Origin of the sequence: Kribbella sp. NPDC048928, assembly GCF_043197975.1 — a bacterium.
In the GTDB taxonomy this organism is placed as follows: domain Bacteria; phylum Actinomycetota; class Actinomycetes; order Propionibacteriales; family Kribbellaceae; genus Kribbella.
Genome location: NZ_JBICUC010000007.1, coordinates 370,094 through 386,437 on the forward strand (window position 1 = coordinate 370,094; position 16,344 = coordinate 386,437).

Annotated in this window: 15 protein-coding genes; 4 read left to right on the forward strand and 11 right to left on the reverse strand. The window is 66.8% G+C overall.

The annotated features are described in order from the left end of the window. Positions 1-3: 3 nt before the first annotated feature. Positions 4-1,602 (forward strand): hypothetical protein, encoded by a 1,599-nt coding sequence (locus tag ACGFI6_RS30030; protein WP_393124427.1) that lies wholly within the window; start codon positions 4-6, stop codon positions 1,600-1,602. On the opposite strand, the gene ACGFI6_RS30035 is transcribed toward ACGFI6_RS30030, so the two are convergent. Next, a complete protein-coding gene (locus ACGFI6_RS30035) occupies positions 1,599-2,423 on the reverse strand; it encodes an alpha/beta fold hydrolase (protein WP_393124428.1) in 825 nt (274 codons plus the stop codon). The two genes, ACGFI6_RS30030 and ACGFI6_RS30035, sit on opposite strands and share 4 nt — an antisense overlap. 92 nt (positions 2,424-2,515) lie before the next feature. Here ACGFI6_RS30035 and ACGFI6_RS30040 point away from each other — a divergent pair, with 92 nt between their 5' ends. Then, positions 2,516-2,947 (forward strand): MarR family winged helix-turn-helix transcriptional regulator, encoded by a 432-nt coding sequence (locus ACGFI6_RS30040; protein WP_393124429.1) that lies wholly within the window; start codon positions 2,516-2,518, stop codon positions 2,945-2,947. Here ACGFI6_RS30040 and ACGFI6_RS30045 read toward each other — a convergent pair whose 3' ends face one another. The 4 genes from ACGFI6_RS30045 to ACGFI6_RS30060 all read right to left on the reverse strand — a co-directional run bounded on the left by ACGFI6_RS30045 (position 2,948) and on the right by ACGFI6_RS30060 (position 6,756). Continuing rightward, positions 2,948-3,268 (reverse strand): hypothetical protein, encoded by a 321-nt coding sequence (locus tag ACGFI6_RS30045; RefSeq protein ID WP_393124431.1) that lies wholly within the window; start codon positions 3,266-3,268, stop codon positions 2,948-2,950. A 41-nt stretch (positions 3,269-3,309) separates the two neighbouring features. Next, complete coding sequence (locus tag ACGFI6_RS30050) at positions 3,310-3,957, reverse strand: response regulator (RefSeq protein WP_393124433.1); 648 nt, start codon at positions 3,955-3,957, stop codon at positions 3,310-3,312. Beyond that, the gene (locus tag ACGFI6_RS30055; RefSeq protein WP_393124434.1) at positions 3,954-5,156 is read right to left on the reverse strand and encodes a sensor histidine kinase; all 1,203 of its coding nucleotides are present in this window, start codon (positions 5,154-5,156) and stop codon (positions 3,954-3,956) included. The genes ACGFI6_RS30050 and ACGFI6_RS30055 overlap by 4 nt, the downstream gene beginning before the upstream one ends. A 70-nt stretch (positions 5,157-5,226) precedes the next feature. Next, entirely contained in the window at positions 5,227-6,756 is a 1,530-nt protein-coding gene (locus tag ACGFI6_RS30060) for an alpha/beta hydrolase (RefSeq protein WP_393124436.1), read from the reverse strand. 240 nt (positions 6,757-6,996) lie between these two features. On the opposite strand from ACGFI6_RS30060, the gene ACGFI6_RS30065 reads away from it, so the two are divergent. Continuing rightward, positions 6,997-7,341 (forward strand): TraR/DksA family transcriptional regulator, encoded by a 345-nt coding sequence (locus ACGFI6_RS30065; protein WP_393124437.1) that lies wholly within the window; start codon positions 6,997-6,999, stop codon positions 7,339-7,341. Between the two features lie 81 nt (positions 7,342-7,422). Here the strand turns inward: ACGFI6_RS30065 and ACGFI6_RS30070 are convergent, their stop codons facing one another. After that, positions 7,423-9,525: a glycogen debranching N-terminal domain-containing protein gene (locus ACGFI6_RS30070; protein WP_393124439.1), complete on the reverse strand. Its 2,103-nt coding sequence runs from the start codon at positions 9,523-9,525 to the stop codon at positions 7,423-7,425. 68 nt (positions 9,526-9,593) lie between these two features. Here ACGFI6_RS30070 and ACGFI6_RS30075 point away from each other — a divergent pair, with 68 nt between their 5' ends. Then, positions 9,594-10,349, forward strand: coding sequence for an SDR family NAD(P)-dependent oxidoreductase (locus ACGFI6_RS30075; RefSeq protein ID WP_393124441.1), 756 nt, complete (start codon positions 9,594-9,596; stop codon positions 10,347-10,349). A 2-nt stretch (positions 10,350-10,351) separates the two neighbouring features. Here the strand turns inward: ACGFI6_RS30075 and ACGFI6_RS30080 are convergent, their stop codons facing one another. Genes ACGFI6_RS30080 through ACGFI6_RS30100 form a run of 5 tightly spaced genes read right to left on the reverse strand, consistent with a single transcriptional unit; the run spans position 10,352 to position 16,342 of the window. Then, positions 10,352-12,136 carry an alpha-galactosidase gene (locus ACGFI6_RS30080; protein WP_393124442.1) on the reverse strand — a complete coding sequence of 595 codons (1,785 nt, stop codon included), beginning with the start codon at positions 12,134-12,136 and terminating at the stop codon, positions 10,352-10,354. A gap of 11 nt (positions 12,137-12,147) precedes the next feature. Beyond that, positions 12,148-13,173 (reverse strand): zinc-binding dehydrogenase, encoded by a 1,026-nt coding sequence (locus ACGFI6_RS30085; RefSeq protein WP_393124444.1) that lies wholly within the window; start codon positions 13,171-13,173, stop codon positions 12,148-12,150. Between the two features lie 8 nt (positions 13,174-13,181). Further along, complete coding sequence (locus ACGFI6_RS30090; protein WP_393124446.1) at positions 13,182-14,516, reverse strand: ABC transporter substrate-binding protein; 1,335 nt, start codon at positions 14,514-14,516, stop codon at positions 13,182-13,184. 27 nt (positions 14,517-14,543) lie between these two features. Further along, entirely contained in the window at positions 14,544-15,383 is an 840-nt protein-coding gene (locus ACGFI6_RS30095; protein ID WP_393124448.1) for a carbohydrate ABC transporter permease, read from the reverse strand. After that, on the reverse strand, positions 15,380-16,342 hold the full coding sequence (locus tag ACGFI6_RS30100; RefSeq protein WP_393124450.1) for a carbohydrate ABC transporter permease: 963 nt from the start codon (positions 16,340-16,342) through the stop codon (positions 15,380-15,382). The genes ACGFI6_RS30095 and ACGFI6_RS30100 overlap by 4 nt, the downstream gene beginning before the upstream one ends. Between the last annotated feature and the right edge of the window lie 2 nt (positions 16,343-16,344).

Sequence of the window (16,344 nt, forward strand, 5' to 3'; positions counted from 1 at the left end):
GCCATGCGCCGCGCCGTTCTCACCACACTGTGTCTGGGCCTCGGTGTCCAGCTCGTCGCGACGCTCGCCGCACACGCCGAACCCGACGCACCGGCCGCCCAGGTCATCGTCCCGCCCGCGCATCAGCCGGGCGGGACGATCGGAGACCACTTCGTCGGGCTCAGCGTCGAGTGGTCGCTCATCGAGCGCTATATGGGCCCTGGCGCCCGGCCGGCGTTCACCAACCTGCTCAGTAACCTCGACGGCGGCGTGTTGCGGATCGGCGGCTCCTCGCAGGACGTGATGCCGTTCAGCGCGACGGCGCCGAACACCAACCGCGTGATCACGCCCGATGACATCGCCGCGATCCGCGCCACGATCGACGGCACACACAAACCGGGCGCGACCGGGTGGGCCACGGTGCTCGGTACGGCGATGGCACCGGCCACGACCACGTACCCATTCCGGTCGCCCGAACACACGCGGGACTTCGTCGAGCAGGGCGTCCGACCCGGATTCGCCGGCGCGGAGGATGATGTCGCCGGCATCGAGTTGGGGAACGAGCCTGACCTCTCGTACAAGTACGACGCGGATCGGTACCTGGGCGACTTCACCCGTTGGCGCGACGCGGGCGGCACCACGCCGTACACGACGATCGTGCCGGCCACCAGCAACGCGATCGCGAGCTGGCAGAGCATCCGCGACCAGACCGTCGAGACGCGCTTCTTCCATGACTGGCGGCAGATCCTGGAGACCACCGCGCCGACCCAGCGGGCCACCGCCGGACCGTTGGGCGCGTGGGCGGCCGACCATTTCTACCCGCTGGCCCGCACCTGTGCGTCCGACCCGTACCGCTGCCCGTCGATCCCCGCGCTGCTCGATCCGGCGCGGCGCGACAACCTCGACTACATCACGTACCAGCACGCGAAACTGGCGGCCGCGAACGGACTCGGGTACCGACTCGAGGAAGTGAACACCGCCGCCGGCCGCGGTGCTGCGGGGGTTAGCGATGTCGCGGCGAGCGCGGTCTGGGCGCTGGACACGATGTTCCATGTGGCCTGCCCGAACCCACCGGACGCCCCGGGCTCGAACGCCGACTGCCGTACGGGCGGCGTCGGCGTCAACTTCCACAACGCCGAGGTTCGGGCCTTCTTCTATCCCGAGGAGGGCAACGGCTACTACAACGCGGTCCGGTACGACCCGACATCGGCCATGGGCGCACCGACGGCCGCGCCGGAGTACTACGCGATGCTGCTGTTCGCTCGCTTCGCCCAGGGCCACGACGGCCTCCGACCGGTGCAGCTCGACGGCGACGTGTCCGGCTGGCGGGTCAACAGCGGGCCCGGGCAGTCACGGCTGTTCCTGATCAACCGCGGCCAGGGATCGACCGACGTCCACCTGCGAGCACCCGGCGCACGCTATCTGCTGGATCGAATGACGCCGTACGACAGCACCGGCGCGGGCCGGACGCTCGACGCTCCTGAGGTTCGGATCGACGGCCGCCAGGTCGCAGCCGACGGCACCTGGCCAGGCTTCGCCCCCGAAACCGGCAGGGTCCACCAAGGCCGCATCGACGTACACCTGGGCACCGGCGAGGCCGTCGTCCTGAACGTCATGCCCTAATACGCGTAGAAGGCGAGGAGTGCGTCGGTGAGTTGCTGCGGGGCTTCCATGGCGACGTAGTGGCCGATGCCGTCGATGGTCGCGGCCGTCACATCGGTCGCGACCTGCCGCATGATCGCGGGCGTGAATTCTCCCGAGCGGCCGCCGATCGCCAGTACTGGGACCTTGGTCTTCTCGACCGTCAGCTCTCGGAACTGGTCTGCGTCGGCAAGCGCCGAGCGGTACAGGCCGGCTGCCCCCTTGAACCCATCGGGCCGGGCGTAGCCACGGGTGAACTCGTCGAGGTCCGCGTCCGTGAACAGCTCAGGCGTCGGAGTGAGCGACGGTATGGCGTACTCGGCAATGAACTGCCGCTCGCGACCTGCGAGCAACATCTCGGGGATCCCGGGCGCCGCGAGGACACCGATGTGCCAGGCAACCTCCGCCAGCTTCTCGAACCCGTACCCCGGCAGCGCGGTCTCGATCGCCGTGTAGCTCGCGATCAACTCGGGCCGCGTGGCGACGAGCCGGAACGTGGTCGGGCCGCTGATGTCCTGCCCGGTCAGATGCACCGGGCCGACCTGCAACTGCTCGATGAGTGCGGCGAGATCCGCGGCCGCGGTCGCACTGTCGTGGTCCGGACCGGCGGTCGCGGAGTCGCCGAAGCCGCGCAGGTCGACCGCGAACACGCGATGCCGCCGCGCGAGCAGCGGGATGACCTTGTGGAACGTCCACCAGCTCTCCGGAAAGCCGTGCACCAACAGAACCGGCGGACCGTCCGTGCCCGCCGCCACGTAGTGCAACGTGGTTCCGTTGACCTCGACTCGATGATGCTCGAACATGCCGAACTCCTCTTTGGACAACCAGGTTGTCTATAGTTTCGTACTCGACAACCAGGTTGTCAATAGAGCGCTGGGGCGCCTAGGCTCTCGCCATGGCACGATCCGCGGGAGCGAACCTGGCGATGCTGCTGCTCGGCGGCTTCGAGGCGATGGTCGACGAGGTCAGAGCGGGCCTCGCAGAGCAGGGGCATCCCGGCGTACGGGCCGGACACGAGTTCGCGATGACCGCCATCGAGGCCGGCGCCGACACCACGTCGGAGCTCGGCCGCCGGCTCGGCGTCTCCAAACAGGCCGCCGCGAAGACCGTCGCCGCGCTCCAGAACCTCGGGTACGTCGCCAGTGAGCCGGATCCGACCGATGCCCGCCGTCAACTGCTCCGCGTCACCGACCGCGGCCACGAGATGACCACCCTCGGCGCAGCCCTCTTCGACAAAGTCCGCTCCCGCTGGGCCAAACAGCTAGGGGGCGAGGCCCTAGCCACCCTGGAAACCAACCTGACCCAACTGATACGCCCCGAGAGTTAACTAGCCTTCCACACCCGTCTCACCAGAACCCATCGACTTGTCAAAGGCAACTGCCACATGACGACCGACATCCAGGCCGGCCAGAAGAGCAGCCGAGATGTTCGCGGTGATCCTGCCGTACTCGTCGGCAAGCCCAGCTGCAGCCAGTAGATCCGCGACCGCCTCGTTCGTCATCGCTCGGAGGTCCTCCCCCGGCGGCATCGCCTCACCGCGCGTCGCCGAGAACACCGGGATCGCCCCGCCGTCCTCGCGAAAGATCGTCAACGCCGGCACACCCGTCGTACTGCTGAACTCCCACCCCAGACCGTCGCGATCACTCACATCGCTAGCGACCACCGCAATCCACCGCTCGCGCCATCCCGTCATCGGACAAGGCCCGATTCCCACGCCCAGACAGCTACTTCGGTACGGTTCCGGGCGAGGATCTTGCGCTGCACCGAGGCCAGATGCGACTTCACCGTCGACAGCGAGATCATCAGCTCGGCAGTGATCTCGGCGTTCGTCCGCCCACGGGCGACGGCGCGTGTCACCTCGAGTTCGCGTTCGGTCAACGGCGGCTCGGCACGTCGGGTCTTAGCACTCGGCGTACTGAAATGAGCGAGCAACCTCGTCGTTATCGATGGCGATACCAACGACTCTCCGTTCGCGGCGGCATGCACTGCCTCGACCAGCAGCCGCGGACCGGCGTCCTTGAGCAAGAACCCGCATGCCCCGGCCTGCAAGGCCTCATGGACCAGCTCGTCGAGGTCGAACGTCGTGACGACCAGCACCCGCAGTGGATCGGCGACCGTCGGACCGGCGAGCAGCCGCGTGGCGGCGAGGCCGTCCATCTGCGGCATCCGGATGTCCATCAACGTCACGTCCGGACGCAGTTGCCTCGCGAGCGCGACGGCCTGCTTGCCGTCCTCGGCCTCACCGACCACCTCGATGTCGTCCTCGCGTTCGAGGATCAATCGGAACCCGGTCCGTACCAAAGCCTGGTCATCGGCGAGCAGAACTCGCAGTGTCACCGTGCTGTTCCTTCCTCTGCTGCCAGCGGAGCACCCGGCAAGGGCAACTCCGCCAAGACTCGCCAGCAGCGTTCACCGTGCTCGCCGGCGGTGAGGCTGCCGTCCAGCGCATGGATGCGCTCACCCATGCCGACCAACCCGTAGCCGCCGGCCGACCGCCTCGCCCGGCTACGTCCCGGGCGTACTCCGTCATTCTGTACGTCGACCCGCAACACGGCCTGCCCTCGCCCTGCGGCCGGCCCGACCGCGACCGCGACCGCGATGCTCTTCGCGTCCGGCGCATGTTTGCGGACGTTGGTCAACGACTCGAGTACAACGCGATGCACGGTCGACACTGTCTCCGGAGCAACCGTCAGATCATCCAGCCCGGGTGCGAGACGGAGATCAACGTTGGCCGTACCATCGACCGCCGCCTTAACCGCCTCGGTGAGACCACCGGAGGTGAGCGGGGCTGCTTGCTCGGGGCTTCGAAGCATCGTGACGAGACGCCGTACGGCAGCCAGCGCCTCGGCACCCGCCCCCTCGATCTCCTGGAGCAGCTTCTGTTCGGGGCCGTCGGCAAGCACCACCTGCGCCGCCTGCGTCCGTACCACCACCCCCGTGATGTGGTGGGCAACCAGATCGTGCAGCTCCCGCGCCAGCGCGAGTCGCTCCCGGTTCCGCGCCGCCGCGAGCGCAACCTCCCGCCGCGTATCAGCATCCCGCAGTATCAGCCCGATCGCGACGCTGCAGCCCCACAACACCGCCCACAGCACCGCGATCGTCAATGTGGTTGAGTTGCTGCCGTAGCGCAGGATCGGCGCCAGCACGATCGCCAATCCGCCGACGACCGCGACCACACCCGCCGATCGCGGACGCAGCCGATGGCAGCCGGCGCCGACCAGGAGCGCCAGGGCGACCGACTCACCGTCACCGGCGAGCGGCGCGGACGGCTCCGCGAGGAAGCCGACCGCGCTACAGGCCAACGAGAGCGCGATCGCGCCGGTCACGAGTTGGCCGGTCGCGCTCGAGTACCGACGCCGTAGCAGTGCTAGCGCCCCGATCACCAGGCTGGAGCCGAGGTACAAGATCCCACCGGCCTCGACCCGTTCGTGCAGGAACAACCGCCGTACGCTCTCGTCGACGTTCAACCCGACAAGCACGACCACCTCGAGAGCGATCAGTACCCGACTCAAGGTCCGGTTGGTTGTTCGGATCACGTCGTCCTTCCTGGCAGGCTGCTCTTTTCTTCGCAGTACCCATCATCGCGGCGCCGGCATCACGAACCGGTCAGCGTGGCGTTGCGTCCGCGGAACACTGATAGTCGCGCACCGGCAGCTTGCCGGTCATGAGGAACGTCGTACCCGCGGTGTTCGCGCACTGATTCTTGTTGAGCAGGTACACCCCGTGGCCGCCCTGGTCGACCGTCACCATCCGCGCCCGATCGCCGAACGCCTTCCGCAACTGCCTGGCGCCGGCGAGCGGCGTGGCAGGATCGCGGAGGTTCTGCAGCATCAGCACGTTCGACGGGCCCTTGTCACCGATCTTCACCGGCGCCTCGGCCGGCTTCGGCCAGTACGCGCACGGCCCGATGTTCGCTCCGGCCGCCCCGAACATCGGGTGCGTGATGCGGTCGATCGCAACGTTCCGCTGGTACGTCTTGAGCGACGTCGGCCAGCGCGAGTCGTTGCAGATCATGTAGTAGCGGGCTGAGATGAGGTTGTCCGTGTCTGTTGCCTTCGCTGCTACGGGCGGAGGTGGCGGCTGGTTCGCATCGAGCGACTTCCACACCTCGGCGAGCGTCGGCATCTGCGTCGCCCCGTACGAATACGCGAACGAGATCAACCGGAACACCGCGCCGGTCCACAACTGATCGGGCCCCTGCACAGGCTTCTTGTCCAACCGATCAGCCAACTCGAAGTACTTCGCCTTCACCTGCGCAGCCGTCCGACCGAGCCCGTACTCGCGATGGTTCGCAGCAACGTACTTCGCAAAATCCGGGAACCGATCCTCAACCCCCTGCGACCACAGCCGCTCACTCTCGTAATCCCAACCACCCGGCCCCATATTGCTGTCGAGCACGATCCGATCACTGCGCTCCGGGAACATGGTGGTGTAAACCGCCCCCAGATAAGTCCCCCAAGACGCACCAAGATACGAAACCTTGGCCTCGCCCAACGCACGCCGAACCTGATCCATATCCCGAGCCGTATTGGCAGCACTGATGTACGGCAACATCCCACCGGTCTCCGACCCAGCACACTGCTTCGCAACCTGCTCCGACTCAGCAGCCCGCTTCGCAACATCCTCCGCATCCTTCGCGTACGGCGGAATGTTCCCGAACGCCTGCTGCTCCGCCGTCAGATCGCACTTCACCGGCGTACTCCGCCCCATCCCCCGCGGATCCATCCCAATCAGGTCATAACTGTCCAACACCCCCTGCGGCACCTTCGCCGCCACCAACAACGCCAAGTACCCCAACCCCGGACTAGGCCCACCCGGATTAGTCAACAACACCCCGCGCCGCTTCTCCGGCTTCTTGCTGGCCAACCGCGAAACAGCAATCTCGATCGTCTGCCCATCAGGCTTCTTGTAGTCCAACGGCACCTTCAACGAGCCACACTGCATCCCCGCCGGCACCGGCAGCCCATCCCCCACATCAGGGTCACACGTCCCCCACGTGATCCCACCCGCCTCCCCAGCACCCACCTGCCCAGCACCCACCTGCTCGGCGCCCGACACCTCCGCCTGCGAAACCCCCGAACCCATCAAGGCAGCAACAACCCCAACCCCAACAGCGATGGCCAAAACCCTTCGCATCCGCCTATCCCTCCAGCCGACACAACCCTCTGACCACCCAAACCCTGCCAACCCCACCCCGCCCCCACATCCCGCCCGCGACTGGTTCCCCCTGGCCAGAAGTACTAGTCCGGTAAGCCCAGCTACCTGTTACCCGCGCTGCTCTGACGTCGCAACTGTCCGCCAGATCCGCCGATGCTCAACCGAGCCTTGCCCGGCGTAAGTCCGGCTTCCTGGAGGTGAGCGTGTCAGCATTGAGGGATGGATGGGGTTCGCGAACTGCTCGAGGCGGAACGACAGCAGGCGCTCCAACGGCTCTCGGGCCTGAGCGGTGACTTCAACGAGGTGGTCGCGGCTGCCCGGGACGCCAACGCTGACGACGAGCATGATCCTGAGGGTGCGACGATCGCGTTCGAGAGGTCGCAGGTCGCGGCGCTCGTGCTGCAGATCCAGCGTCACTTGGCAGAGGTCGGGGCGGCGATCGAGCGGTTGTCGGCCGGCACCTACGGGATCTGTGAGAGCTGCGGACGGCCGGTCGCGAAGGCTCGGCTTGAGGCGAGGCTCACGGCACGCACATGCATCAGATGCGCCTCTGCTGCACCCTGAGCCAGCGCCCCACCGCACGTCCGAGGTGGCCCAGGCTGCTATGTATTCGAGTCGGTGTCGTTGGGGGGCGAAGGGCACAAATCAGGCGGCGCCGCACGGCTCATTGGGGAGCCGAAGGCCGCCGGTCGCGAATCGGCGCGTGCGGATCAGATCCAGGCCGTCAAGGCCCTCGCCTGTGTGGCGGCTGACGGTGATGCGCCGCCCGGCGAGTGGCAGGCGGCGGATGCCGATTCCGGTGAGGTCACTGGGCTCGGTCGGCGGGTCGACGTAGACCCTGCCCGCGGGAATGTCGGGTTCGAGGCCGAGAACTGACCGCACCAGCAGGAACGGCGCCGCAGCCGCCCAAGCCTGAGGAGAACAGGACGTCGGATACGGCACCGGATTCCCGAACTCCGTCCGATCGAACCCGCAGAACAGCTCCGGTAACCGGTCGCCGAACGCCACAGCCGCCTCGAGGAGTGCACTCGAGACCCGTACGGCGTCCTCGACGAGCCCGTACCGGGCCAGGCCGGCGACGCAGATCGCCGTGTCGTGCGGCCAGACCGAGCCGTTGTGGTAGCTGACCGGGTCGTACCGGGTCATCGAGCGAGACAGCGTACGGATCCCCCAACCGGAGAACAACTCCGGGGAGACCAGGTGTTCGGCGACTCGGGCGGCGTACCGGGGATCAACCAATCCCGTCCAGAGGGCATGCCCCATGTTCGACGCCAGCGCATCTACAGGACGCTTGCGGCCGTCCAGTGCCAGCGCGTAGTACCCGTCGGACGGCAACCAGAACGCGTCGTGGAAGCGTCGCCGCAGCATGTCCGCACGATCGGCCCATTCACGGGCGACGGCGGGCGGGTCGAAGGTGGCAGCGAGTTCGCTGCGCGCGCGGAAGGCGCCGTACACATAGGCCTGTACCTCGGCCAGCGCGATCGGCCCCTCGGCGAGGGTCCCATCGGCGAAGGAGATCGAGTCGTGCGAGTCTTTCCAGCCTTGGTTCTGCAGACCTCTGTCCGTCGTGCGCTGGTACTCCACGAACCCGTCGCTGTCGCGGTCGCCGTAGTCGAGGATCCAGGTCAGGGCCCGGTCGACGTGCGGTATCAGCGGTGCCAGCTGTTCCTTCGGAACTCCCCAGCGATGGAGTTCGCCGACGAGCATGCAGAACAGCGGAGTCGCATCGGCGGTGCCGTAGTACACGCCGCTGCCCGGGCTGAGCGGGAAGGACGCTCCGTGCCGCACTTCGTGCAGGATCCGCCCGGGCTCTTCTTCCGTCGACGGGTTGACCTCATGGCCCTGCAGGGCGGCGAGCGCCCGCAGCGTCGACAGTGCGAGCTGCTGATCGATCGGCAACGCCATCCATGCCGTGAGCAACGAGTCCCGTCCGAACAGTGTCATGAACCACGGAGCGCCCGCTGCAACGATCTCGTTGACACGGCCGTTGGGGGCAGCGGTCCGGATCCGCAGCGACCCGATGTCCTGGATGCTGCGGTCCACCACCCCATCGAACCGCAGGCCGGGGAGTTCCACGACGGGACTCGACTCTTGCCACTCCCGCAGCCGGGTCGCCGGCATGCTGCTTTCCACCGGTTCGCCTCGCGGGTACGTTGGCTTCGACTCCTCGTGATCGACGAGCGGAAGCACCTCCATCGTGCCCCGCCACTGTCCACCGGCAGGAACCAGCAGGTCGCCGGCAACTGTCCTGGGTGCGGTCGCGATCAAACCGTCCAGACGGAGCCTTAAACCGCGCTGCCGGCCCGACGCTTCGGCCTCGGCCAGCAGCGAGTCACCCTCGAGCGTCCACTGCACCTCGCCGAGCGGAAGGGGTTTGCTGTCCTTGACGGAGAACAGGTCGGCGAAGTCGACGGTCAGTTCGACAGCCACGCGACAGGTGATGTCCTGGGTGCCGAGATTCCGCAGGATCAGATCCTCGCGCATCCCGTCCCCGACAAGGCGATGCCGCTCCACCAGTAGCGAACCACCGTCGCCGTCCCGACGGCCGAGGAAGGTGGCCTGGTACGGCGCATCCAGCTGAGCCGAGAGAGGTTGCGGCGGACGCCCGTCGACGAGCAGCCGCCACCCGGAGACGATGCGAGTGTCGTCGCAGTACAGGCCGTCGACGCTGTCCGCTCGCATGTCGCCGGTCGTGGCGGAGATCGCGAAACAGCTCCCTTCGACCAGAGTGATGACTGGATCGGTCACGGGTGTCATGACAGTGGCCATGGTCAGCAACAACCTCCGATGGTGATGGCGCGAATATGGTGGGGCCCGTGAACAACGCAGTGGTAGTGACCGGAGCGGCCAACGGGATCGGCGAGGCCATCGCCCGCCTGCTGGTCGATCGTGGCTGGGCAGTAGCCGGACTGGACCGGGACGGGCAGGGGCTGGAACGCCTGCGCCAAGAACTGGGGGCCGCCTTCGTGGGCGTCACCGGCGACGTCACCCGCCGCGCCGATCACGAACGCGCCAGGCAGGCGGCGGGCGAGACAGGACTCCTGGCCGGCTGGGTCAACAACGCGGGGATCGAGCGGCCGACCACTGCACGGACGCTCGACGAAGCGGACCTGCAGGCGATCGTTCAGGTCAATCTGATCGGGACGATGCTCGGCTGCGCGGTCGCTACGGAAGCGCTCGGCGGCTCCGGCGGCTCGATCGTGAACATGTCGAGCATCCACTCGCTGGCCGGCTTCCCTGAGTCGTTCGTGTACGCGGCGACGAAAGGCGGGATCGACGCGATGACACGGCAACTCGCGGTGGAGGAAGCGGCTCGCGGGATCCGCTGCAACGCGGTCCGGCCCGGAGCCGTGATGACGCCGTTGACCCAGTCCTTCCTCGATGCGGCCGACGATCCCGGCGCCCTGCTCGACGAGTACGCCGATCTGCATCCGATCCGACGCCTCATCGAACCGGTCGAGATCGCGCGCGTCGTCGCCTTCCTGCTCTCCGACGAGGCGAGCTTCGTCAACGGGGAGTCGATCACGGTCGACGGCGGCGCCACCGCACGCTGCTACCCGTACCCCGGCTGAGCTCAATCTTCCCGGCGCAGCAACCACAGGACCGACGTCTCTCCGCGGGCCACCAGCCCGCTCTCCGCAAGATCTTTGCCGGTCCGGCGCTCCAGCCGCCGCAACTCGGCACCATCCAGTTCCTGCACCGAGTACATCGCGATGGGATCCAGTCCGACAGGCTGGACCGGGTCCCACTCCCCCGCCGGCGGCAGCCGGAACGCGGCCAAGAGGTGACGGTCGTCCGAAGTCAGCTGGAAAGCGGGCTGACGCCAGCCCTTCTCCTCACGTAACGGCTGCTCGGACAACGGAATCAGTACGCCGGATTCGACCATCGGCCTGATCACCGACCGATAACCCTGCACGTGCTCAGCGAGTCGCTGCCGCAGATCCGGCCTCATCTCGGTGAGCCGGACAGACAGACCGAACCGATGCAGGAGCGCGGCCCGGATCTTGGTGTCGAACTGGGCCGGCGTGATCAACGTGCCCGAGTAGTCGACCTTCTGGAACCGGTGCTCACCGCGCCACTCGCTTTGCGGCCAGTGCAGCAACTGTCGAGGCGGTAGCAGCTGAGCCGCACCCCACAGACAGGCCAGGTGATGTTCGGTCCAGTCCGGGTCCGAGAGGAAGAACGCGTCGACATGGGCGGCCAATCCAGCGTCGATGCGCAGTCCGCCGGAAGCACATGCCTCCAGCACGGTGTCCGGATAGGCCGCGCGCAACTGGTCCAGTACGTCATACAAGCCGAGATAATGCCGCAGCAGGCCGTCCTCGGCAGCATGTCCGTGGTCCGTGCGGGTACAGCCGGCCCCAGGATCCAGATTGAAGTCCCACTTGATCCAACGCGCCCGGGTGGCATCAATGAGCCCGGACACGGTCGCGTACAGATGCTCTCGCCCGGCCGGTGAACCGAGGCAGACGTAGCCGAGTCCGGCGCCGGCATCGTCGGTGGCGAGCAGCTCCGGCCGCTCGGCTGCGATGGACGCTCGCAGGCCGACCGCTTCTGCCTCGATCCAGATGCCGAACTCGATGCCACAGGCGCGGGTTTGGTCCGCGAGCCACGCCAGCCCGTGCGGAAAGCGGGCTGTGTTGACCCGGTGCCAGTCTCCACGTTCGGCGTACCAATCGCTGTCAGCCTCGGGACGTCCGAACCAGCCTGCATCCAGGAGCGCGACCTCGAGTCCGAGTTCCGCGGCGACGGTCGCGTTGGCCAGGAACACATCCTCGGTGATGTCGGCATCCTCGTAGGGCCACCAGTGGTTCCACTCGGTCAGCATTGGTGGGCCGTGCGGGACCTGCTCGGCGAGGTGCCCCGCCAGGGCCGCGGCTGCCGAGGCCCGGGTCTCACCCCAGGCGATGCTCACCTCGGGCAGGGTGAAGGTTTCGCCTTCGCCGACAAGGATCCGCTGCCCGGCAGGGTGCAGGCCGAGATCGATCCGTACGCCGCCGCCGACTGCTGGTGTACTGCCGAGTCGCCAGTTTCCGCTCCAGTGCAGGGTCACGACGTACACGCCGGACCCGGACTCGATCGCCAGCCACGGTACGGCGCCCTGGGTGGAGCGACCCGCGGTGACCTCGATCTGGGCCGGCTCGTCGACCGGCAACCTGACCGGCTGGAACTCAAGCCCCCAACTGCTGGTGAACCCGTCGATCGACGTTGCCTGCGGCAACAGTATGGATCCGATCCAGGGATCCCACTCGCCGGCGGCCGAGACGGTCACCGCGTAGGTGACCGCGTTCGGATGCCGGCGGGTCGCTTGAACCTCGGCCCCGGTCAGGGCAGGCGTAAGTACCGGTGTCTCGATCACGATGACGTCCCTCAGTTGCTCGGTTGCAGTACGACCTTGCCGGCTGGATGGCCCTTGATCAGTTCCTCGTACCAGTGCTGACCGTCCGCGAGGCCGGCGCGGACCACCTCGCCGCGGAACACCAGCTCGCCGCGGCCGAGCAGCTCGACGGCCCCGGCGAACTCCTCCGGGCTGTACGCGAAGCTGGTGGTGCAGGCGATCTCGCGACGGATCAGGTCCCGCAGTGGCAGCATGCCGTCGGCTGAGTGCAGCCCGACGAAGCAGACACCTCCACCGGGCCGCGTGGCCAGGCATGCCGCCGTCCGGGTGTCCGCGCTGCCGACTGCGTCGAACACTGCGTCGGCACCCAGACCACGGGTGAATTCCTTCATCTGGTGCACGAGTTCGACCGGGTCATCGCTGAGCCGCGTCGCACCGCCGGCTTCGGCCGCGGCGGCGCGCCCTTCGACGCGTTCGGTGAAGAACAGCTGTTCCACACCTCGAGCCCGCAGTACCTCGAGCAGAAGCAGACCGATCGGCCCGGCGCCGAGTACCAGCGCAGACTCGCCGGCCGCGATCCGGGTACGCCCTACGGCACGTAGCGCACAGGCGGTCGGTTCGGCGAACACGCTGGAGCTGGGATCGGCCAGATGGTCGACCCGATGCACCGCAGTCGCCGGCACAACGACCAGACCGGCGTTGCTGCCGTTGACATGCCCCCCGAGCAACTGCCGTTGCGGACACACGTTTCCGTGCCCTGCCGCGCAGATCGGGCAGGTTCGGCAGGATCGGAGCGGGTTCGCGGTGACCAACGCTCCCAACGGCAACCGTTGCTCGGCGGGTACGCCCGGTCCGTACAGATCGATCGCGCCGACGAACTCGTGCCCGAAGACCAGCCCCGGCGCCCGCAGGCCGTCCATGCCGAGGAACCCACCGAGCTCGGACCCGCAGATACCTGACTGCGTGACGGCGATCCGGACCTCACCCGGTCCGGGTACCGGGTCGTCGAGCGTGACGAGGTCGAACTGCCGGATGTCGCTGAGTACCAGCGCCTGCATGATGCTCCTCAGCCGAGCAGTTTGGTGGCGGCGTCCTGCATCTTCTGAGCTGCATCCTCCGGTGTGAGTTTGTTGTTCAGCAGTAGGTCGAAGTTCTTGCCGTACACCTCATTGAAGATTTGCTGCATGTTCGCGGTGTAGATGTCGCCGATTCGCGCGTTCTGCAGGTTCTTCATCGCCGCCTCGAAGCCGTCCGGCATCCCCTTCAGCATGTCCTGGGACTGGCGGGCGGCGTTCTGCAACGGGATCCAGTCGTGGTCCTTCGCCATCTGCGGCTGGAACTTCGTGGCGCTCCAGGTCGCGAAGGCCTGCGCCGCGGACAGCGCGGCCGACTGCCGGGGAATCACCCACCCGCCGAGCCAGTACGGTGCCACGCTGTTGCTGCCCTGGTACTTCGGCAGCGGCGCCATCGCCCACTTGTCCTTCATCTGGGCGAAGGACGCGATGTTCCAGGTTCCGTCGGCGACCATCGAGTAGGCGCCGGACGCGAAACCGCCGTTGTTCTGGGCGACGCCGGCCCGCTCGTCCGGTCGCGGCGCAATGTGCTTGCTCCACATCATGTCCTGGACGTAGCGCATCGACTCGACCACCTTCTGATCGGTCATCTGGAACTTCGTCGGTTCCAGCGGCTTGTCGACGAACGACGAGCCCGCCGCCCACGCCAGCGACTGGATGCCCCACCAGATGCCCAGGGCACCGATGTCGAGACCCCACCGCGTCACCTTGCCACCGGCAGACTTCTGCAGCTTCGGAGCGGTCTCGATCACCTTGTCCCACGTCCAGGTCCCGTCCGGGTAGTCGAGCCCGGCCTGGTCGAAGTGGGTCTTGTTGTAGAACATGGCCATCGACTGGATGTTCTCCGGCACACAGAACAGGTTCTTACCGTCGAACTTCCAAGGGTCGTACAACTTGGTCGGGTATGCGTTGGCGTCGACCATCGGCGTGGTGTTGATGACCGGCTGCTCGTCGAACACCAGATTCTTCTTGTAGTGCGCGTACGCCTGCACGTCCCAGTAGTAGATGTCGAAGGGCTTGTGAGCGGCGTACTGGAGTTGCACCTTCTGCCAGTACTGGTCGTACGGCAGGAAGTTGATCTTGGCGGTGTACTTGCCGGCGAACTCCTTGTTGAACAGCGTGACCCGCTTGCGGAAGTTCGCGTCGATCGTCGGCCCGTTGGTCCAGGCGTAGATCTCCAAGTTGGTCTTGCCGACCAAGGCGGTGCCGGTCGGGGCCGGAGCGGCAGCTTGCCCGCCGCTCCCATCGCCGGAGCAACCGGTAAGGGCGGCGGCGCCGGCTGCGGTCAGGCCGCCCAGCAGGGTCCGCCGGCTGATGTCGTTCGGCATGGATCGTCTCCTTCGTGTGACGGCGGGCTACTTGTTCACGCCGCTGACGGCGATGCCCCGGATGAAGTAGCGCTGGGCCAGCAGGAAGACCAGGATCGACGGGAGCGCGGCGATCGTGGTCGCGGCCATGGTGAGGTGCATCTGCGGCCCGATCCGGGGCGAGCCGCTGAAGTACGACAGCGCGACGGCGATGGTGTATTTCGACTCGTCGGACAGGTAGATCACCGGGCCGAAGAAGTCGTTGTAGGTGCCGATGAACGTGAAGACCGAGACGGTCGCGATCACCGGCCAGCTGAGCGGCAGGAAGATCGTCCACCAGATCCGCAGGTAGCCGGCGCCGTCGATCCGGGCCGCCTCCTCCAGCTCCCTGGGGATGCCCATGAAGAACTGACGGAACAGGAAGACGAAGAACGCGGACCCGAAGAACGCCGGCAGGATCAGCGGCTTGAAGGTGTTCAGCCAGCCGATCCGGTTGAACACGATGTACGTCGGAACCAGGGTGACCGTGGTCGGCAGCATCAGCGTCGCCATCAGGGTCAGGAAGATCGCGTTGCGCCCGGGTGCCCGCAGCCGGGCGAAACCGTACGCACTGAACGAGCAACTGAGCAGCGTGCCCAGGACTACCAGGGCGACGATCGTCGCGGTGTTGAGGATGTAGCGCTGGAACGGAACCAGCTGGAAGACCTCGACGTAGTTGTGCCACTGCGGCTTGAAGAGCCAGATCGGCGGTGCCACGAACACCTGGTTCGGCGCCTTGAGCGACGTCAGCACCATCCAGGCGACCGGCATCAGCACCGCGAAGCAGCCGACCGACAGCAGGATCAGCCGGATCCAGGTCCCGACCGGCAGGCGGGTCCGGGTGTTCATCGCTCATCCTCCGTCTCGGTGTGGACCCACATCGGCATCGACCGGAAGACCAGCAGAGTGAGCACCAGGATGATCGCGAAGGCGACCCACGCGATCGCGGAGGCGTAGCCCATCTTGAGGTACTGGAAGGCGTTCTGGTACAGGTACACCGACAGCAGCAAAGTGGAGTTGTTCGGACCGCCCTGGGTCAGCACGAACGGCTCTGCGAACACCTGCAGGCTGTTGATGATGCCCATGATCAGGTTGAAGAACGTGACCGACGACAGCATCGGTACGGTCACGTGCAGGTGCTGCCGGAACGTCGAGGCGCCGTCGACCCGGGCGGCCTCGTACAGCTCCTTCGGCACGCCCTGCAGCCCGGCGAGGTAGATCAGCATCGTTCCGCCGAACCCCCACAAACTCATGAAGATCAGCGCCCGTAAGGCCCACCGCTCGTCGGTCAACCAGGACGGACCGTCGATGCCGATCTTCGCCAGCGCGGAGTTGATCAGCCCGTACTCGCCGTTGAACATCCACTTCCACACCATCGCGACCGCGACACCGCTGATCACACTGGGCAGGTAGTACGCGGAACGGAAGAACTTCAGCGCCGGCAGCTTGGAGTTGAGCATGATGGCCAGTACGAGCGCGAGGATCATGGTGGCCGGGACGCTCACCACGCCGTAGATCAGCGTGACGCTGAGAGCCTTGCGGAACACCGGATCCGCGACCAGCGCGCTGTAGTTCTGGCCCCCGATCCACACCGGATTCGTGAGCATGTCGTACGAGGTGAAGCTCAGCCCCAGCGAAGCCAGCATCGGCCCCAGGGAGAACAGCAGCAATCCCAGCACGGCGGGCGCGATGAACACGTAGCACCACAGCGCCTGCCGCCGCGTCATGGTGAGGCCGCGACGGGGCGATCTCTTTCGCGCAGCCGGCTCGTCAGCGACCGGACGGACCGCGACACCTTGTTGTGTCATAG